The following is a 17,095-nucleotide window of genomic DNA, read 5'->3' as shown; positions in this document are numbered from 1 at the left end:
ATTCCGGACGGTCAGGACAGCGGGGACATGGCGGCGGGGTCGAGCAGCACTTCTTCGACGTCGACGATGTCGCCGATGTCGAAGCCCCGCATGTCCGCTGCGAACTCGGGGCTGGCCATGTACGCGGCGGTGACTTCGCCGGGATCGGCGCCGTCGGGGTAGGCGATCAGGGCGACCAGGCGGTGCGCATCGGCGTCGTGGTCGGTCCAGATCCCGTGCGTGGTGACGCCGAACGCGCGCAGGCTCGGGATGTGCCGCGGCCAGTGCACGGTCGCGTAGTCCTGGAGCGCTTCGGCCGTGCGGAGGGTGTAAAACCTGAGCTGGTACACGATCCTCGGAATCCTTTCGGTCTTAGATCAGCTGATGAGGCTTACGCCCAGGGCGAGAACGGCCAGGCCCTGCAGGACGGCCCTGGGGACGATGACGCGGTCCCAGTTTCGTTGCCAGGCGCGGACGTCGGCGGGAGTTTCGCCGGCATCGGCGGCCGCGGTGAGTTCGCGGTTGATGGGTGCGCTGATGCGCAGGTACACCAGCACCCAGACCACCAGCACCAGGAAAGCCACTCCCGCGGTCACCGCGGCGACCGGGTGACCGGTCACCGCGGCGAACACGGATGCGACGGCGGCGGCGATGACGCCGAGGATTCCGGGTACGGGCATCCGCCGGTCGCCGAATCGGTGCACGTTGCCCATGATCGCGGTGAGGGTGGTGTCGTCGACTCGCGCGAGCGCGGATCGCTGGACGAGCGCGCAGAAGGCATCGGTGCCGTAGACGATCCCCGTGCTCAAGATGGCCAAGAGCGCGGCGAGGTGCGAGAGCAGTGTCATGCCTGCGCTCCGGCGGCACCGAGCGGCGGCAGGGCGCCGATCTGCTGGAACAGCTGCATCAGGTTCAGCTGGTCCCAGTGTTCGACGAACATGCCGTCCTGCACGCGCCAGATGTCGATGCTGCGCATTTCGACGGATTCGCCGCTGGCGGGGATGCCCAGCAGGTCCCCGGTGTGGGTGCCGCGGTAGGTGAAGCGGCCCACGACGCGGTCACCGGAGACGATCAGATCCTCCATCGTGACGGCCACGTCGGGCAGTCCGGTGAAGAACGCGGTCCAGAACTGGCGGTTGGCCTCGCGGCCACCGGCGACGAAGTCGTTGTGGTTGTCGTAGTCCTCGGCGATGAACCGGTCCACCAGGTCCGGGTTGTGGGTGTTGGTCATCTCGGTGAACAGCTCGGCGAGCCGGCGCCCGGGTGCGGTCATTGTCGGTCTCCTCGTAGTGGTTAGCACTGCTAGTTCTAGCAACGCTAGACTCCCGGGGCGGCCGCGTCAATAGCACTGCTAGGAAATCTAGCGGTGCTAGACTCGGGCATGACCACCGAAGACCGCCGCCGGCGCGAACGCTCCGCCCGTCGCCGGCTCATCACGACGACGGCGCGCTCCCTGGCCGAGGGTGAGGGCTGGGACGCGGTCACCACACGCAGGTTGTCGACCGAGATCGAGTGCAGCCAGCCGGTGCTGTACAAGCATTTCGGATCGATGGGAGACATCGTCGAAGCGGTCGCGCTGGAGGGCTTCGGCGAACTCGCCGAGAAGCTGCGCGCGGCCCGCCACGGCGGCGCCACGTCCGACGACGACGTCGGCCGGGTCGCCACCGCGTTCCACGGCTTCGCCAGGAAGAACCCCGCCCTCTACGACGCGATGTTCACCCGGACCACACGACTGCGCTTCAGCGGGGAGAGCACCCCTGCGCCACTGGCCGGAGCATTCGGCGAACTGCGCGATGCCGTCGCCACGGTTGCCGCCGAGCGCGACGTCGACACCCTCACCGAAGCCCTCTGGGCGGCACTGCACGGATTGGTCATGCTCGGGCGCGACGGCCGGCTACGCCCGGGGTACGACGCCGACCGCGTCGAGTTGCTGGTCGCACGGTTCGGCGATGCCGGGTCCCCGGCCGGCTGAGCTTCCGCAACGGCCTGCACCGGGCACCCCGGGTTTGCGCAGCAGGCTCGCACTCGGCGCCCTTCGGTCAGGCGGTGAGGACCTCCAACGCCGCGGCGTGCACGCCCGGGGCGGCGGCGAGGTAGCCGGTGCTGGTGAGGGTCCACGGCTTGCCGTCGAAGTCGGTGACGATGCCGCCGGCCTCTTGCACCAACAGCACGCCGGCGACCTGCGAGCGGACGTTCTCGAAGTTCCAGTGCAAGTCCATCCGGCCCGCGGCGACCTGGGCGAGCTGGTGGGTCGCCGGCACCGAGATCCGGACGTAGATGGTCGACTTCATCATCGCGGTGAACGAGGCCCCCATCCGCTCCGCGATCTCGGGGTCCTGGTTCGGCTTCGACTGCCCGGTGCCGGCCAGTGCGCCGTCCAGCGACTCCTTGTCGGAAACCTGCAGCCGTACGCCGTTGAGGAACGTCCCCCCACCCTCCGTGGCCGTGAACATCTGATCCAGCAAGGGAACGTAGAGCACCGACAGCACGGGGCGTCCATCGCGAACGAGGCTCACCCCCACGTTCCAGTCGGTCATCCCGTGCACCGTGTTGACGTTGCCGCCGACCGGATCGATGAGCCACCACTCGCCCTCGTCCAAGGGACCGAAGCCGTGCTCGTCGTTCAGCCAGCTCGCCTGCGGGCGGATCCCGGCCAGCGCCGGCCGCAGCACGTCGACCACCGCGGCGTCGTTGTCGTAGGCGGCCGCGAGGAGTTCGGCGCGACCGGACTGACGTGTCTCGGTGGAGTAGCGCGTCAGCAGCCGTTCGCCCGCGCGACGGACAGCGGCAGCGGCGGCGGGAAGCAGTTCGTGGGTCATCGGTACTCCTTCAGTTGCGTCGGACGCATTGGTTTTCCACTACTGTTTACTGTCATGCAGGTGGATCTGAACATGCTCACGGTGCTCGACGCGCTGCTCGAGGAGGGCAGCGTGATGGGCGCGGCCGAGCGGCTGCACCTCTCGTCGCCGGCGGTGAGCCGTACGCTCGGCAGGCTGCGCAAGGTGACCGGCGACGACATCCTGGTGCGGGCAGGGCACGCGATGGTGCCGACCCCGTACGCGACGGCGATCCGGGAGGACGTTCACGGCCTGATCAGGCTGGCCCACGAGGTCCTCCTGCCGGCCCGCAAGCCGGACCTCGCCACCCTGGAACGCACCTTCACGATCCAGTGCCACGACGCGCTGGCGGCGTTACTGATCCCGGCCCTTGTCGGACGGGTGCAAAAGCAGGCTCCCGGCGTGCAATTGCGTGTGCTGGCGGAGAATTCGGCCGACACCGATGACCTCCGGCAGGGCCGCGTCGACATGGAACTCGGCGGTGGCCGGCCGGAGTCGCCCGACATAGCGTCCGCGGCGCTCGGGCACGACCCGCTCGTCGTGGCGATGCGACCGGGTCATCCCTGCGCCGACCGCCTCGACTTCCGGGCGTACGCGGAACATCCGCACGTGCTGGTCTCCCGGCGCGGTCGTCTCAGAGCACCGATCGATGATCTGCTCGCGGCCGAAGGCCTCGACCGCAAGGTGGTGGCCTCGGTCGCCACCCTTGCCGTGGCGCTGCAGATCGCGAGCAGCAGCGATGTGCTGGTCACGAGCACAGCGATCCTCGGCCGTCCGCTCGTCGAGGCGTTCGGCCTGATCACGCGACCGCTCCCGGTCGAGTCCGAACCGGCGGCGATCATCTGCAACTGGCATCAGCGCTACAGTTCGGATCCCGCGCACTCCTGGCTTCGCGACCAGGTGCGCGCGGCCGTCGAGGAGGCCGTCGAGGCTGACTAGCCGGCCAGCGGCAACGCGACCGCGCCGGGAAAACGCGGCGTCTCGGCTTCGTCGAGCATGGCGGCCGCGACGGTTTCCCGGCTGATCTTCGCGCCGAGGTCGAAGGGCGGCGCGGCGTCCAGCCCGACCGTGCGCCGGTGGGCACTCTCCGGGCCTTCGTCGAGGAGGCCGGCGTGGAAGACCGTCCCCCCGGCGGCCAGGATGGTGTTGTCGGCGTCGATCTTGTCCGGCAGCCGGTCGCCCAGCAGCTTTCCGAGCACCGCGGCCCCTTCCCCGGCCACCTCCGCGGACTTGCCCGTGCCGTAGGCGCCGAGCCAGACGATGCGCCGCGGTCCGGCGGCGACGAGCGCTTTGGCGCCGGCGAGAAGGATTCCCGCTTGTTCCGTGCCCAGTCCGGAAAGGACAATGGAATCCGGGTCGACGACGGCGGCGATGCTGCCGGGATCGGTCACGTCGCCCGCGACCTTGCGCAGCTCGGGGGATTCGGGAAGGGCGATGCGCGCGGGGTCTCGCGCGATCGCCGTGACGGTGTGGCCGCGCCGCAAGGCTTGTCGAGTGATCGAGAGTCCGGTTCGGCCGGACGCGGCGAGAACAGTGAGGTTCATGCCGGAAACGTTACGGAGCCAGCGATTTAACATCAAGTGCATGTTATTTAAGGGATTATTTACCGTCATGCAATCGGCTCCGATGACTTGCAGGACTGTTCCTAGGTGAATGCCTCTTCGAGGAAGTCCGCCATGGCAACCCAAGAGCGGCGGTTCGCCGACGGGTTGAACGCGGCCCCGTGTTCGGGCAGATCCGTGCCGGGGACGGCGAAGGCATGCATCGCACCGGAGTACGTCACGACCTGCCAATCCGGTGCGCCGGCCGCCTTCATCTCCTCCTCGAAGGCTGTGCGCACGGGCGGAGGCACGACCGGGTCGTCCGCCCCCGTCAGGACGAGGATCGGCGAGACGATGCTGCCGGGGCGCGCCGGCGCCCGGGTCTCCAAGTTCCCGTGGAACGTCACGATCGCCGAGACCTTCGCGCCCGACCGAGCGAGTTCGAGCGCCCCCGTGCCGCCGAAGCAGTAGCCGATGACGGCGACTCGGGACGCGTCGACCTGCGGGTCCGCCCGCAACGCCGCGAGGTTCGCGGCGACCCGCTCCCGGAACAACGCCGGGTCGCCGGTGTAGGTGGACGCCAGGGCCATCGCCTGCTCCGGGCCCTCCACCGACACCGCCGCTCCGTAGACGTCGCCGGCCAGAGCGACGTATCCGAGCCGGGCCAGCATCCGCGCCCGCACCCGCACGTGGTCGCTCCGGCCGAACCAGTCGTGCAGCACCAGCACGCCGGGGCGCGCGAGCGAGGTGTCGCCGTCCGGACGAGCGAAGAAACCCTCGTACTCGGTTCCCGCCGTCCCGAACCGGGCCGTCTCCGTCCGGACGGGAACCGTCGCCGCGACGCTGTCGAGCAGAGCGTCCAGTTCCGGCGACAACGTCTGCTCGTTCACTGGATCCACTTCTTGGCCCAGCCGGTGTCGGCTCTCGCCGACCAGAAGTTGTCCATCAACTGCGCCGCGGCACGGGGCTCGAACCCGAGATCCTCCGGCGGCAGTTCGCGGCGCTCCGCAGGCGTGCCCAGCCCCATGATGACCTGCTCGAAGCCACCCGGCGTGTAGCCGTTGAACACGTGCGCCGCGCTCTTCGTCGTGAAACTGTGCACCGTTCCCCGCGGAATCCACACCGAGTCACCCGCCGTCGCCCGCATCGGCGGCTTGTCCTCGACGCGGAATTCGATGGAGCCTTCGAGGACGTTGAACCATTCGTCGATCGGGTGGACGTGCGGCGGCGGGCCGTCATCCGACGGCATCCACTGCTCCATCACCGAGAACGCTCCCCCGGTCTGCTCGGAGTCCGCCAAGACGACCCAGAGGACACCGAACGCCCAGTACGCCGGGGCCGTGTCCCTCCCGGTCAGGAACGGCACCCCATGAGGCGATACGGCGGCGACAGCGTCCTTTTCGTCGATCACGATCGTGTCCTTTCGCAGCGGAGATCGCGCGATCCCCCCGTGTTGGTACTCAGTACCATAACACACTGCGTTCCAAATGAACCCGAGATCCGCGTGAAGGTATGATGGGTCGGTGACACCCGAACAGGCGCCCGACTCCCTCGTCCAGCGCAAGCAGTTGCGCGCGCGGCAGCGCATCATCGACGCCGCCGACGAGCTTTTCGCGCTGCACGGGTACGACGCGGTGTCGGTGAGCGACATCGCCGCACGCGCCGAGGTGGGCCGCACGACGTTCTTCCGCTACTTCGGCGACAAGACGGAGGTCGTCTTCGCCAAGGAGCAGGCGCTGCTCGACACGATCGCCTTGGCGAGCGCTGACGACACCGTCGGCGCCGCGGGCGACTGCCGGGAGGCCGTCGAACAGCTGCGGCCGATCGTCCTGCGTCTGTGCGCCCACGTGGTGGAAGACCTCGCCACCTACGAGCGCCACGCCGATCTGGTCGAAAAGCACCTCGAACTGCGCGCGCGTGAAGCGCTCAAGACCCAGCAGCTCGCGTCGAACCTCAGCGAGGTGCTGCGAAGCCGCGGCACCTCGCTGACCATCGCGGTGTTCGCCGCGCAGATCGCGCTCGCCTGCTACGAGACGGCCCGACGTCGTGCCCGTACCGCCGCCGACCTCGTCAGCGAGTCGTCCGCCGCGTTCGACGAGGTCCTCACGCTCGGGTGCGGCTGACCGTCGCCTGCCCGCTCCTCTGGCTTCCGGCGCAATCGGCGTGCCCGCGCAGCCCGGATCATGGCGCAGGCGTTGGTCACGCCGGCCCCGTCGAAGCCCGGCGGTCCGAACCGCCCCCCGCTGCCGGCGACCTCATCCGCACGCCATACCGGAACGGCATGCCGGAGTAGCCTGCGAACATGCTTCCCGACCTGGATCTGCGGCTGGTCCGGTACTTCCTGGTGGTCGCCGAGCAGCTGAACTTCGCCCGCGCGGCCGAGCAGCTGCGGGTCGCCCAGCCGTCCCTGAGCCGCCAGATCCAGCGGCTGGAAAACGCACTCGGGACACGCCTCTTGGAACGCACCAGCCAGGGCAGCCGGCTCACCGCCGCCGGCGCGGCTTTCCTGCCCCGGGCGCAGCAACTGGTGCACAATGCCGAGCAGGCCGTGCTCGCCGCGCGCGCCGCGGCGCCGGCCCGCACCGTCACCGTCGGGTACGCCGACGATCTGGTCGTCACACCCGCCGTTCGCGACCTGCGAAACCGTTGTCCCGGCGCCCACGTCCGCACCCGTCACCTCAGCTCGCGGGAGGCCGGTGCCCTGGTGGACCGGCAGATCGACGCGCTGGTCATCCGCGCACCACTGCCGATACCCGAAGACGACCTCGCCGTGACGGCGCTCTACACCGAGCCTCCGGTCGCGCTGATGTCGACCGCCCACCGCTTCGCGGGCAAGGAGTCCATCGACGTTTCCGACGTCCGGTCGGAGCCGCTCGTCGGCTGCACCGGCATGGGCGAGGACTGGACCGGCTTCTGGCGTCTCGAACCCCGCGAAGGCAATGGCCCGGCCCCGTTGGGTCCCACCCTCGCCGACACCTACGACGACAAACTCGAGGCCATCGCCGAGGGCACCGCCATCGCGATCGTCCCCGCCGACGACCGGCGCTTCACCCTGCGCCCCGACCTGGTCGCCGTTCCCGTCGACGGGGCCGAGCCGAGCCGGGTCGTCGTCGCCTGCCGTGCCGGGGAGACCAACCCGCTCGTCGCGGAGTTCCTCCGTTCCGCGCAGAAGCTGCTCGTGCGCGATTCCGCTCGTGCATGACCAGGTGCGAAACAGGTCTTGGACGCGCTTGCCGGCCGCCGGTTCGCTGGTGGCATGACCATCGACTACCGCGCCCAGACCGTGCTGCTCACGGGAGCGAGCTCCGGTATCGGAGCCGCGTTCGCCCGGACCCTGGCCGCCCGCGGCGCGAACCTCGTGCTCGCCGCCCGCCGCGCCGACCGGCTGACCTCGCTGGCGGAGGAACTCCGCCGCGCCACCGACGCCCGCATCGACGTGATCCCAACGGATCTCGCCCGACTCGACGCCGCCGATGAACTGCATCAAGCGGTCACCGAGCGGGGCGTCCACGTCACCGGCCTGATCAACAACGCCGCGTCCGGATCGTTCGCCCCGTTCCTCGAATCCGAACCCGGCCGCCTCTCCGCCGAGATCGCCGTGGCCGCCCTGGCACCGATGCGGCTGACCGCCGCCTTCCTCCCCCGCATGGTGAACACCCGCCACGGCTTCGTCGTCAACCTCGCCAGCGTGTCCGCCTACCTGCCTTCGCCCCGGATGGCGGTCTACGGCGCCACGAAAGCGTTTTCCCTCAGCTTCACGGAATCACTGTGGGCCGAGCTGCGCGGCACCGGTGTCACCGTGTTCGCCGTCTGTCCCGGCGCCACCGCCACCGACTTCACGTCGAGCATGGGCCCGGACGCGGCGGTGCTGACCGCCGGAAAACTACGCCGGCCCGACGACGTCGTGACCACCGCGCTGAACCACCTGGAGAGCCGCGACCCGGGCCCCGTCGTGATCGACGGCCGCGCGAACCGCCTCGGCGTGCTCGCGAGCCGGCTCCTGAGCCGCCGTCGAGCTGCCCTGACGATGGCGCGGGTCTTCGATCCTCGTCGCTCCCGGTCGTAACCAGCCAAGACCTTGGCGACAACTCCGGCACCCGCCAGACATCAGCCATTATGAATACTGTCGACAGAATTGCCGCCAGGCCGTAGGGTCGGTGCCTGGGACGGGAACGTCCCTCGGAGGCGGACCGAGCGTCCCCGCCATCTGCGCTCCGGAGCCGGCGCTCGCGAGGGCCGCTCTCGCCGGACTCGCGCAGTCACCGAATCGAGGAGAGGTGCGCATGACCGAGAACATCGTCCGCCGGCGGTGGCGCGACCACGAGCCCGCCTTCGGCGCCATGCTGGGCATCCCGGCGATCTCCACCGCGCACGCCATGGCCGGTGCCGGGTTCGACTGGGTCATCATCGAGCAGCAGCACGCGTACGTGACCGAGGACAGCATCCCGGCGCTGCTGCACGCGCTGGAGCTCGGCGGGACCACCCCCTTCGTGCGCATCGGAGAGAACGACCCGATCGGCATCCAGCGAGCTCTGGACCTGGGCGCCCGGGGCATCGTGGCGCCGATGGTCAACACGCCGGAGCAGGCGGAGATGGTGCGGGACAACACCCGGTTCCCGCCGCTCGGTGCCCGCTCGTGGGGCGCGCCGCGACTGCACGCCACGCCCGCGGCGGCCAATGACGACGTGCTCACCCTGGTGATGATCGAGACGCCGCTCGCGCTGTCGAACATCGACGCGATCCTCGCCGTGGAAGGGATCGACGGAGCGGTCATGGGACCGTCGGACATGGCCCTGAGCATGGGTGCCGATGTGGCAGCGGGGATCGACGACCCGCAGGTGTGGCAGGCCTTCGAGACCATCGGCGACAGCGCCAAGCGGCTGGGGAAGCACTACGGCGCGTATGTCTTCACCGCCGAGGTCGCGCAGCGGATGGTGGACCACGGGGCGGACTTCGTCCTGTTCAGCACGGACATCGGCTACGTGGGCGCGGGTGCCGCGGCCGACATCGAGGCGATCGGGCGGATCCGAAGCCGGAGCGCGGTCTGAGGATCTTGCCGTAACTCGGCGAGGAGCGGGGCGACCAGGTGCCGGCCCCGCTCCTCGACACCACGGTCGGCCTCAGAGCGGGTCAAGCACCTGCGGTGCCGCCATTCCGCGCAAGACGTGGTCCTCCCACACGCGGACGAGCTCGGTGACGTCGCCGCCCTCGACGGCGGCCCGCATCAGGTCGAGGAGCCGGTGGTGGGCTGCCGCGATCGAGGGAGTCCGCTGCCAGGTCTCGATCTCGTTCGCCCGCAGCACGAGCCGGATCTGGTCGACGAGCCTTTCGTAGCGCTCGACCAGTCGAGGCAGGCCGGACAGGCGTACGACCTCGGCGTGGAAGGCGACGTCCGCGGCGAGCCCCTTCGTCGGATCGTTCCCGGCCGCGGCCATGGCTTCGATGGCGGCGGTGAGGGAGTCCAGCGGCAGTCGCTTGGTCACGATCGTGCGGATGGCGAGGATCTCGTCGGCCGCCCGCAGCGCGGCCAGCTCGTGGACGTCCTCGGCCGCGAACGCCGGTATCCGGTACGAGCGGTTGTTCGTCTTTTCGACGAGCCCCGCCTGCTCAAGCAGGCGCAGGGCCTCGCGGACCGGCGACCGGCTCACGCCCATCTCCTCGGCCAGCACCGAGTCCCGGAGACGCTCCCCCGGGCGCAGGTGGCCGGTGAGGATGTTGCGCCGGATCTGTCGCCGCGCCTCGTCGACGAGTGAGCCCACCTGGATGCGTTCGAACTCGGCTGCGGGGTCCGTCGCGGTCATGGCCGAACCTTACCGGAAAATATTCTGTGGACTGTCGACAGAACGCAAAAGAGGCCGTAGCTTCTCAGCAAGCCCGAGCCGACGTCACCGCCGACGAGAGAGGAATTCCGATGACCACCGAGCCATCGATGACCCCGTCACCCCAGACGGCGCCGAGTTCACCCGCCCCCGGCCCGCGCCGACGGGCGCGCTCCGGGACCCGTACCGCGGTCGCCGCCGGTGTCGGGACCGCGATCGAGTGGTACGACTACGGCCTCTACACCGTGGCCGCGGGCCTGGTCATCTCGAAGGTCTTCTTCAGCGGTCAGTCCGCGCAAGTGGCCCTGCTCGCGACCTTCGCCGCGTTCGCCGTCGGGTTCGTCGCGCGTCCGGTCGGCGGCATCGTGCTCGGCGCCGCATCCGACCGCTTCGGCCGCCGGCCGGTGCTGATCTTCTCGCTGATCCTCGTCGGTTCCTCCACGACGATCGTCGGCCTGCTCCCCTCGTCCGCGGCCATCGGCATCTGGGCGCCCCTCCTGTTGCTGCTCATGCGGGTGACGCAGGGGTTCGGTGCCGGCGCCGAGATGGCGGGGGCGATCATCATCGCCAACGAGAGCGCGACGCCCGGGCGCAAGTCCTACCTGTCCTCGCTGGCGATGGCCGGCGCGACTTTCGGCGTGCTGACCGCCTCCGTCCTCTTCGCGGTGACCAGCGCCGTGTTCTCCGCCGAGGACTTCCTCAGCTTCGGCTGGCGCATCCCGTTCCTGCTCAGCGCCGTGTTCACCGGCATCGGGCTCGTCCTGCGGCGGTCGATGCTGGAGTCCCCGGAGTTCGAAGAGGTCCAGCACGAACGGCAGCGCGGCGAGCTCGCCCAGGCGCACCGCAACCCGCTCGTCGCGATGGCGAAGGCCGTCAAGGCCAGCCCCCGCAACTGGGTGGCCGGCTTCCTCGTGCCCTCCGGCCTCAACGTCACCAGCTACATCACCAGTGCCTTCGCCATCAGCTACATCAGCGGTGCGCTCCGCCTGCCGGGCAGCTACGCGTTGCTGATGTCCTGCGCGGTCTTCGGGAGCGGGTTCCTGGCGCTGCTGGTGTTCGGTCGGCTCGGTGACACCATCGGCGTCCGCCGCGTCATGTTCATCGGCATCGCGGGCGCGCTGCTGCTGGCAGTCCCGTACGTCGCGATCCTCAAGGCCGGTGCGATCGTGCCGATCATCATCGCGAGCGTGGCCCTCAACGCCTTCGGGTGGGCCGGGGTGGCGGCGGCCCACACCGTGCTCATGCCGGCCCTGTTCCGGGCCGAGTACCGCTCCTCGGGGCTGTTCTCGTCCCGCGAGCTGCAAGGCGCGCTCATCGCCGGCCCGACGCCGCTCCTCGCGGCCTTCCTCGTCGGCCAGTTGGGCGGGGAACCGTGGATCGTCGCGGGCATCCTCGCGGCCGCCCAGCTCATGACGCTCGCCGGCGTCTTCCTCGGCCGGCCCCTCTTCAGCGCCGAGGAGCTCGCCGAGACCCCGGCCCTCAAGGGCTACGCCGCTACCCCGATCACCGTCGGCGGTGCACGGTGAAGGTCGTCTGCACCAGCAAGCTGATCGAGTTCAGCGAGGAAGACCTCAGCGCCTACGACGGCCTCGATGTCGACTTCCAGGTCATCGACGGGTCGAGCGAGGAGGCCATCCTCGCCGGTGCCGCGGACGCGGACGCGCTCATCGTCGTCGTCGAGGAGATCAGCCGCACGGTCATCGAGGGACTCGAGCGGTGCAAGGCGATCGGCCGGTGCGGCATCGGGTTCGACACCGTCGACCTGGACGCGGCCACCGGGCGCGGCATCTGGGTGAGCAACGTGCCGGACGCGAACTACCGCGAGGTGGCCGTCCACGCCATCGCGCTGACTCTCGCCGTGCAGCGGCGGCTCCCCGCTCTCGACGCCGGGATGCGCGCCACGGGCTGGGCGGACTGGGCCGTGCCGGGGGTGCACCGGCCCGACGTGCAGACCTTCGGCCTGTACGGGCTCGGCCGCATCGGTCGGCGGGTCGCCGAGATCGCCGGCTCGCTCGGCTACACCGTCATCGGGCACGACCCGGCGGTCGGGCAGGCGGACGTCGAGTCGCTGGACATCGAGCTGGTCGGCAGCGAGGAGCTGCTCGCCCGGTCGGACGTCCTGTCACTGCACGTCCCGCTGCTCGAGTCCACCCGCAACGTCATCGACCGCGCCGCCCTCGCCCGGATGAAGCCGGGCGCGGTGCTGGTGAACGTCTCGCGCGGCGGCCTCGTCGACGAGGTCGCGCTCGCCGACGCGCTGCGCTCGGGGCACCTCTTCGGCGCCGGCATCGACGTCTTCGACGCCGAGCCGGTCGCCCCGGGAAACCCCCTGCTGACCTGCGAGTCGGCCATCCTCACCCCGCACGCGGCGCACTGGAGCGAGGAGTCGCTCGCCGAGCTGAAGCGGAAGGTGGTCGACGAGTCGGCCCGCATCCTGCGCGGCGAGGCACCGCGCTCACCGGTCAACCGGCTGCCGAGCACCGCGGCCCGGGCGCAGCGATCCCCAGGAGCATCGAAATGACCAAGACCTTCGACATCGTGTTCGCGCTCTGGCCGCGGTGCGCGCAGCTGGACTTCCTCGGCGCCTACGAGGTGTTCGCGCACCTGCCGGGGGCGAACCTCCGGCTCGCCAGCGAGCACGGCGGCGACCTCACGGGCGCTCTCGGCCTCCCGCTGCGGGACGTCGAGAAGCTCAGCGACATCGAGCGCTGCGACCTGCTGTTCGTCGGCGGCACCGCGGACATGAGCGCAGCCACCACGCCGGGCATGCTCCAGCAGCTCCGGCGGCTCGGCGAGGACGCGCGCTACGTGACCTCCATCTGCACCGGCTCACTCATCCTCGGGCAGGCCGGTCTGCTGCAGGGCCGCCGCAGTGCCACCCACTGGGCGTTTCTCGACCAGCTCCGGCAGTACGGCGCCATCCCGGACCCGGCACGGACGGTCCGCGACGGGAAGTTCTGGAGCGGTGGCGGGGTCACGGCCTGCATCGACTTCGCACTGGAGCTGATGGCGGACATCGAGGATCCCACCTACGCCCGGATGATCCAGCTCTACATCGAGTACAACCCGGCTCCGCCCTTCGGCTCCGGGCACCCGAGCACCGCGCCCGCCGAGGTCATCGAGGCGCTCCGGGCCAAGTTCGGCGAGAAGCTCGGCAAGATCGGCGGCGTCGTGCCCACGACCGCCCTGACCTGACCTCCACCGATCGGTTCGCCCCCACGTCACGAGAGAAGGGCACGACCATGCGAACGCTGCGGAACTACATCGACGGGCGGTGGGCCGGCTCCTCCGGCCCTGGTTCGATCACGCGGCTCAACCCCTACGACGAGACTCCGGTCGTCACGCTGCCCGCCGGTACCGGCGAGGACGCCGACACCGCGGTCCGCGCCGCCGTTCGCGCCCAGCCGGCGTGGGCGGCACTGGACCTGAAGGACCGCCTGGATCGGCTGCGGCACCTCTCGGCCATGGTCCAGGAGCACGTGGACGACCTCGCGGCCGTGGAGACCGAGGAGATGGGCAAGCCGCGCCGGATCGGCGCGCAATTCATCCGGGCCGGCCTGACCACCTTCGACGACGCCCTCCGCAACGCCGAGAGTTATCCCTTCGCCCACCGGGTGAAGGTCGTCGACGGCGTGGCGACGGACGTCCAGCGGTTCCCGGTCGGTGTCGTCGCTCTGATCGTCCCGTGGAACTTCACCGTCACGACGATCCTCATGACCCTGGGTCAGGCGCTGGCGGCCGGGAACACGGTGGTGGTCAAGCCGTCGGAGAAGGCGTCGCTCTCCGCTGCCGCGTTCTTCGACCTCGTCGAGCGGGCGGGCCTGCCCGCCGGCGTGGTGAACCTCCTCCTCGGTGACGGGCACTCCGGCGCGCCCCTGGCCGGGCACCCGGAGGTCGACCTCGTGCACTTCACCGGTTCGGTGCGGACGGGCCGGTCGGTCGCGGTCGCGGCCGCGGCCAACCTCAACCGGGTGCTGCTGGAGCTGGGCGGCAAGGACCCGGTCGTCGTCGACTCCGACGTCGACGTGCACGCCGTCGCCGAGGAGGTGGCCGTGGGCTCCTACCTCAACAGCGGCCAGATCTGCACGGCCATGGAGCGGATCTACGTCCACCAGGACGTGGCCGGACCCTTCCTGGACGCACTGCTGGAGGCCACCGGGCGGCAGGTGGTCGGGGATCCGGCCGACCCCGAGACCCGGATCGGCCCGATGGTCGACGAGGACCAGCGGCGGGCGGTCCACCGGCAGGTGGAGGCTGCCGTCGCCGCCGGTGCCCGGGTGCTCGCCGGCGGAGAGCTTCCGGAGGGGCCGGGCTACTTCTACCCGCCGACCGTCGTGGTCGACGTGAGCCCCGAGATGGAGCTGATGTGCGCCGAGACGTTCGGTCCCGTCGCCGCCGTGCAGGTCGTGCCGTCGTTCGAGGCCGGTATCGAGGAGGCCAAGCGCACCGGGTTCGGCCTGGCGGCGACGGTCTACACGGCCGAAGAGGAGCACCTGAAGCTCGCCCGCTCCATCCCCACGGGCGTGCTGTGGCTCAACGGGTGGCAGCTGGGCGATCTGGGCCGCCTGATCGAGCCCGCCGGCCTCAGCGGTATGGGTGCTTCCGGTGGCGTGCACGCGTTGGACGCCATGACGCGTCCCACGTCGGTCAGCTATGTCGTCGATGCCGTCGAGGACGGCGCCGCACCGGCGGCGGTGTCCGGCACGAGTGGATGAGCCGTTCATGAGCGGGGAGCCCCTGGGACGTAAAGGTGTTGTGCGCTCCCCTGATTCCGCGCCGCGCTTCCATGCGACAGTTCGCTGACACTCCACTGTGGAATCCGCCGACCGCGCGCTGATGGTCACCCTCTCAGGGTGTGCCAGGTCCGGGGAGAGCCGCCTACCGTGGAAGCATGCACCACCTCGACGTCGACAACTCACTGGGCGAGTTCCTGAGGGCCAGGCGAGCACTGCTGGACCCGGTGGAGCTGGGGCTGCCGGACCAGGGTCGCCGACGGGTACCGGGGCTGAGGCGCGAGGAGGTCGCGTTCCTCGCCGGGGTGAGCCCGTACTACTACGCGCGGCTGGAACAGGGGCGCGATCGCAATCCGTCCGCGGCCGTGCTCGACGCGATCGCGCGAGCGCTGCAACTGGACGACGCCGGGTCGGCGCACCTGCGGCAGCTCGCCACGGCCCCGCCTCCGCGGCGGCGGCGCGCGCACCGGCCGGAAAAGGTACGTGCCGGTCTCGCCCGGCTGGTGGAAGGCTGGACCGCCAATCCCGCGGTGGTGATCGGCAGGTATCGCGACGTGCTTGCCGCCAACGAGCTCGCGGTGCTGCTCAACGAAGGGTTCACCCCGGGCCGGAACCTCATGCGCGACGTGTTCCTCGACCCCGCGGCACGCGAGATCTACCCGGACTGGACCACGATCGCGCACAGCGTGGTCGCGAGCGTCCGGTCCACAGCCGGTACCGACGTCGACGACCCGCGCCTGACCGAGCTGGTCGGCGAGCTATCGCTGAAAAGCGCGGAATTCCGCACGATGTGGGCACGCCACGACGTGCACGAGCGGACTGACGGCACGAAGCGGTACAACAATCCCTTCGTCGGCGAGATCACGGTGAACTACCAATCCCTCTCGGTGACGGGGTCGGCGGGGCAAACGCTGTACCTCTACTCCGCGGCCCCCGGTTCCGCGGCCGAACAGTCGCTGGCCCTGCTCGCGGGCATGGCCGGACGTCACGAAACCGCCCGCGCCGTCCCGCTCGAACCAGCGGCGCCTTCGCGCACCTGGAAAGAGCCAGTGGAACGCCAAACCGAGAAACACGACGGGAAGCTTTGATGACCGAGACCATGCGGCGCTGGGAAATGGACGACATCGGCCGCGATCAGCTGGAACTCAGGCACGTTCCGATTCCCGAGCCGCGGCGGGACGAGGTTCTGGTGCAGGTGGCGGCCGTCGCACTCAACTACCGCGACAAGATGGTCACCGAAAGCGGGCGGGGGTTGCCGCTCTCCTTTCCGTTCACCCCCGGGTCCGACCTGTCGGGAACCGTGGCAGCGGTCGGCGACGAGGTCACCCGCTTCGACGTCGGCGAGCAGGTGATCTCCACCTTCACCCCGGACTGGATCGACGGCCGCCGCCACGGCGACGCCCGGACGCCGTCCTACCGGACCCTCGGTGGTTACTACCCGGGCGTCCTGGCGGAGTACGTGGCCTTGCCGGCGGAATGGTTCGTCCGCGCGCCGCGAACACTCGCACACGCGGAAGCCAGCACGTTGCCGTGCGCCGGGCTGACGGCGTGGTTCGCGCTCGCCGAACGCGGCGGAGTGCGGGCCGGCGACACGGTGCTGGTCGAGGGGACCGGCGGGGTGTCGCTGTTCGGGATCCAGCTCGCGAAGGCGCTGGGGGCCGAGGTCATCGTGTCCGGCAGCGCCCACAAGCTGCCGCGCGCCGCGGAACTCGGCGCCGACCACTGCGTCGACCGCACGCGTGCGGACTGGATCGAGGCCATCCTCGAGATCACCGACGACCGCGGCGCGGACCACATCCTCGAAGTGGTGGGCGGTCCGCATCTCGGAAAAGCCGTCCAGACGGCGGCGGTCGGTGGGACGATCCACCAGATCGGCGCGTTGGAGGGCTTTGACGTGACTGCGCCCGTCATGCCCCTGATGCTCAAGGACATCACCGTCCAGGGCATCGGGACCGGCCACCGCCGCGCGCTGGAAGACCTCGTCCGAGCCGTCGACCGCACCGGTCTGAAGCCGGTGATCGATGAGCGCTACCCGCTCACCGAGCTGCCCGCGGCGCTCGACCACCTCGACCGCGGCGCATTCGGCAAGGTCGTCGTCGAAGTGGCCTGAGCCGGCGATCGTGCGACGACCAGCAGCACAACCTGTGACCCGGCCGGTTGTGGCAGCGATCGAACTGCGCGCACAT

General features: G+C 70.1%; 20 protein-coding genes. 12 read left to right on the top strand and 8 right to left on the bottom strand.

Annotation, left to right across the window (positions count from 1 at the left end; all coding sequences use genetic code 11):
• Nucleotides 1–11 precede the first annotated feature (11 nt).
• Genes ACIRSS_RS09815 through ACIRSS_RS09805 form a run of 3 tightly spaced genes read right to left on the bottom strand, consistent with a single transcriptional unit; the run spans nucleotide 12 to nucleotide 1,252 of the window.
• Complete coding sequence (locus tag ACIRSS_RS09815) at nucleotides 12–329, bottom strand: NIPSNAP family protein (protein WP_400892762.1); 318 nt, start codon at nucleotides 327–329, stop codon at nucleotides 12–14.
• Between the two features lie 27 nt (nucleotides 330–356).
• Nucleotides 357–827: a hypothetical protein gene (locus tag ACIRSS_RS09810; RefSeq protein ID WP_400892761.1), complete on the bottom strand. Its 471-nt coding sequence runs from the start codon at nucleotides 825–827 to the stop codon at nucleotides 357–359.
• A complete protein-coding gene (locus ACIRSS_RS09805) occupies nucleotides 824–1,252 on the bottom strand; it encodes an ester cyclase (protein WP_400892759.1) in 429 nt (142 codons plus the stop codon). The genes ACIRSS_RS09810 and ACIRSS_RS09805 overlap by 4 nt, the downstream gene beginning before the upstream one ends.
• Nucleotides 1,253–1,360: 108 nt before the next feature.
• Here ACIRSS_RS09805 and ACIRSS_RS09800 point away from each other — a divergent pair, with 108 nt between their 5' ends.
• A complete protein-coding gene (locus tag ACIRSS_RS09800; protein WP_400892757.1) occupies nucleotides 1,361–1,951 on the top strand; it encodes a TetR/AcrR family transcriptional regulator in 591 nt (196 codons plus the stop codon).
• Between the two features lie 67 nt (nucleotides 1,952–2,018).
• Here ACIRSS_RS09800 and ACIRSS_RS09795 read toward each other — a convergent pair whose 3' ends face one another.
• Nucleotides 2,019–2,798 (bottom strand): inositol monophosphatase family protein, encoded by a 780-nt coding sequence (locus tag ACIRSS_RS09795; protein WP_400892755.1) that lies wholly within the window; start codon nucleotides 2,796–2,798, stop codon nucleotides 2,019–2,021.
• Between the two features lie 54 nt (nucleotides 2,799–2,852).
• Between ACIRSS_RS09795 and ACIRSS_RS09790 the strand changes: the two genes are divergently transcribed.
• Nucleotides 2,853–3,755 (top strand): LysR family transcriptional regulator, encoded by a 903-nt coding sequence (locus ACIRSS_RS09790; protein ID WP_400892753.1) that lies wholly within the window; start codon nucleotides 2,853–2,855, stop codon nucleotides 3,753–3,755.
• Here ACIRSS_RS09790 and ACIRSS_RS09785 read toward each other — a convergent pair.
• The 3 genes from ACIRSS_RS09785 to ACIRSS_RS09775 all read right to left on the bottom strand — a co-directional run bounded on the left by ACIRSS_RS09785 (nucleotide 3,752) and on the right by ACIRSS_RS09775 (nucleotide 5,768).
• Nucleotides 3,752–4,360: an NAD(P)-dependent oxidoreductase gene (locus ACIRSS_RS09785; protein WP_400892751.1), complete on the bottom strand. Its 609-nt coding sequence runs from the start codon at nucleotides 4,358–4,360 to the stop codon at nucleotides 3,752–3,754. The genes ACIRSS_RS09790 and ACIRSS_RS09785 overlap by 4 nt on opposite strands.
• A gap of 101 nt (nucleotides 4,361–4,461) precedes the next feature.
• Nucleotides 4,462–5,247 (bottom strand): dienelactone hydrolase family protein, encoded by a 786-nt coding sequence (locus ACIRSS_RS09780; protein ID WP_400892749.1) that lies wholly within the window; start codon nucleotides 5,245–5,247, stop codon nucleotides 4,462–4,464.
• The gene (locus tag ACIRSS_RS09775; RefSeq protein WP_400892747.1) at nucleotides 5,244–5,768 is read right to left on the bottom strand and encodes a cupin domain-containing protein; all 525 of its coding nucleotides are present in this window, start codon (nucleotides 5,766–5,768) and stop codon (nucleotides 5,244–5,246) included. The genes ACIRSS_RS09780 and ACIRSS_RS09775 overlap by 4 nt, the downstream gene beginning before the upstream one ends.
• Nucleotides 5,769–5,880: 112 nt before the next feature.
• Here ACIRSS_RS09775 and ACIRSS_RS09770 point away from each other — a divergent pair, with 112 nt between their 5' ends.
• The 4 genes from ACIRSS_RS09770 (at nucleotide 5,881) to ACIRSS_RS09755 (ending at nucleotide 9,405) form a co-directional block, all read left to right on the top strand.
• Complete coding sequence (locus ACIRSS_RS09770) at nucleotides 5,881–6,480, top strand: TetR/AcrR family transcriptional regulator (RefSeq protein WP_400892745.1); 600 nt, start codon at nucleotides 5,881–5,883, stop codon at nucleotides 6,478–6,480.
• A 179-nt stretch (nucleotides 6,481–6,659) separates the two neighbouring features.
• Entirely contained in the window at nucleotides 6,660–7,559 is a 900-nt protein-coding gene (locus ACIRSS_RS09765) for a LysR family transcriptional regulator (protein WP_400892743.1), read from the top strand.
• Nucleotides 7,560–7,613: 54 nt separating this feature from the next.
• Nucleotides 7,614–8,423, top strand: coding sequence for an SDR family NAD(P)-dependent oxidoreductase (locus ACIRSS_RS09760; RefSeq protein WP_400892741.1), 810 nt, complete (start codon nucleotides 7,614–7,616; stop codon nucleotides 8,421–8,423).
• A gap of 217 nt (nucleotides 8,424–8,640) precedes the next feature.
• Complete coding sequence (locus tag ACIRSS_RS09755; protein WP_400892739.1) at nucleotides 8,641–9,405, top strand: HpcH/HpaI aldolase/citrate lyase family protein; 765 nt, start codon at nucleotides 8,641–8,643, stop codon at nucleotides 9,403–9,405.
• A 72-nt stretch (nucleotides 9,406–9,477) separates the two neighbouring features.
• On the opposite strand, the gene ACIRSS_RS09750 is transcribed toward ACIRSS_RS09755, so the two are convergent.
• The gene (locus ACIRSS_RS09750) at nucleotides 9,478–10,158 is read right to left on the bottom strand and encodes a GntR family transcriptional regulator (protein WP_400892737.1); all 681 of its coding nucleotides are present in this window, start codon (nucleotides 10,156–10,158) and stop codon (nucleotides 9,478–9,480) included.
• A 110-nt stretch (nucleotides 10,159–10,268) separates the two neighbouring features.
• On the opposite strand from ACIRSS_RS09750, the gene ACIRSS_RS09745 reads away from it, so the two are divergent.
• The 6 genes from ACIRSS_RS09745 (at nucleotide 10,269) to ACIRSS_RS09720 (ending at nucleotide 17,019) form a co-directional block, all read left to right on the top strand.
• On the top strand, nucleotides 10,269–11,702 hold the full coding sequence (locus ACIRSS_RS09745; protein WP_400892735.1) for an MFS transporter: 1,434 nt from the start codon (nucleotides 10,269–10,271) through the stop codon (nucleotides 11,700–11,702).
• Nucleotides 11,699–12,697, top strand: a complete 999-nt coding sequence (locus ACIRSS_RS09740) for a C-terminal binding protein (RefSeq protein ID WP_400892733.1) — start codon at nucleotides 11,699–11,701, stop codon at nucleotides 12,695–12,697. The genes ACIRSS_RS09745 and ACIRSS_RS09740 overlap by 4 nt, the downstream gene beginning before the upstream one ends.
• Nucleotides 12,694–13,371 carry a DJ-1/PfpI family protein gene (locus tag ACIRSS_RS09735; RefSeq protein WP_400892731.1) on the top strand — a complete coding sequence of 226 codons (678 nt, stop codon included), beginning with the start codon at nucleotides 12,694–12,696 and terminating at the stop codon, nucleotides 13,369–13,371. Before ACIRSS_RS09740 ends, ACIRSS_RS09735 begins: the two co-directional genes overlap by 4 nt.
• Before the next feature lie 47 nt (nucleotides 13,372–13,418).
• Nucleotides 13,419–14,891 (top strand): aldehyde dehydrogenase family protein, encoded by a 1,473-nt coding sequence (locus ACIRSS_RS09730; protein WP_400892729.1) that lies wholly within the window; start codon nucleotides 13,419–13,421, stop codon nucleotides 14,889–14,891.
• A 176-nt stretch (nucleotides 14,892–15,067) separates the two neighbouring features.
• A complete protein-coding gene (locus ACIRSS_RS09725) occupies nucleotides 15,068–15,997 on the top strand; it encodes a helix-turn-helix domain-containing protein (RefSeq protein WP_400892727.1) in 930 nt (309 codons plus the stop codon).
• Nucleotides 15,997–17,019 (top strand): NAD(P)-dependent alcohol dehydrogenase, encoded by a 1,023-nt coding sequence (locus ACIRSS_RS09720; protein WP_400892725.1) that lies wholly within the window; start codon nucleotides 15,997–15,999, stop codon nucleotides 17,017–17,019. Before ACIRSS_RS09725 ends, ACIRSS_RS09720 begins: the two co-directional genes overlap by 1 nt.
• Nucleotides 17,020–17,095 lie beyond the last annotated feature (76 nt).

Source organism: Amycolatopsis sp. NPDC101161, from assembly GCF_044768185.1.
In the GTDB taxonomy this organism is placed as follows: Bacteria; Actinomycetota; Actinomycetes; order Mycobacteriales; family Pseudonocardiaceae; genus Amycolatopsis.
Note: the sequence above shows the minus strand (reverse complement) of the source record. Positions and strands in the feature narration are given on the sequence as shown.

Coding starts and splice junctions, on each gene's coding strand:
- ACIRSS_RS09795 (WP_400892755.1), bottom strand. CDS start 2,798: ATGACCCACGAACTGCTTCCCGCCGCCGCTGCCGCTGTCCGTCGCGCG.
- ACIRSS_RS09805 (WP_400892759.1), bottom strand. CDS start 1,252: ATGACCGCACCCGGGCGCCGGCTCGCCGAGCTGTTCACCGAGATGACC.
- ACIRSS_RS09735 (WP_400892731.1), top strand. CDS start 12,694: ATGACCAAGACCTTCGACATCGTGTTCGCGCTCTGGCCGCGGTGCGCG.
- ACIRSS_RS09810 (WP_400892761.1), bottom strand. CDS start 827: ATGACACTGCTCTCGCACCTCGCCGCGCTCTTGGCCATCTTGAGCACG.
- ACIRSS_RS09725 (WP_400892727.1), top strand. CDS start 15,068: ATGCACCACCTCGACGTCGACAACTCACTGGGCGAGTTCCTGAGGGCC.
- ACIRSS_RS09720 (WP_400892725.1), top strand. CDS start 15,997: ATGACCGAGACCATGCGGCGCTGGGAAATGGACGACATCGGCCGCGAT.
- ACIRSS_RS09760 (WP_400892741.1), top strand. CDS start 7,614: ATGACCATCGACTACCGCGCCCAGACCGTGCTGCTCACGGGAGCGAGC.
- ACIRSS_RS09765 (WP_400892743.1), top strand. CDS start 6,660: ATGCTTCCCGACCTGGATCTGCGGCTGGTCCGGTACTTCCTGGTGGTC.
- ACIRSS_RS09790 (WP_400892753.1), top strand. CDS start 2,853: ATGCAGGTGGATCTGAACATGCTCACGGTGCTCGACGCGCTGCTCGAG.
- ACIRSS_RS09785 (WP_400892751.1), bottom strand. CDS start 4,360: ATGAACCTCACTGTTCTCGCCGCGTCCGGCCGAACCGGACTCTCGATC.
- ACIRSS_RS09745 (WP_400892735.1), top strand. CDS start 10,269: ATGACCACCGAGCCATCGATGACCCCGTCACCCCAGACGGCGCCGAGT.
- ACIRSS_RS09730 (WP_400892729.1), top strand. CDS start 13,419: ATGCGAACGCTGCGGAACTACATCGACGGGCGGTGGGCCGGCTCCTCC.
- ACIRSS_RS09750 (WP_400892737.1), bottom strand. CDS start 10,158: ATGACCGCGACGGACCCCGCAGCCGAGTTCGAACGCATCCAGGTGGGC.
- ACIRSS_RS09755 (WP_400892739.1), top strand. CDS start 8,641: ATGACCGAGAACATCGTCCGCCGGCGGTGGCGCGACCACGAGCCCGCC.
- ACIRSS_RS09800 (WP_400892757.1), top strand. CDS start 1,361: ATGACCACCGAAGACCGCCGCCGGCGCGAACGCTCCGCCCGTCGCCGG.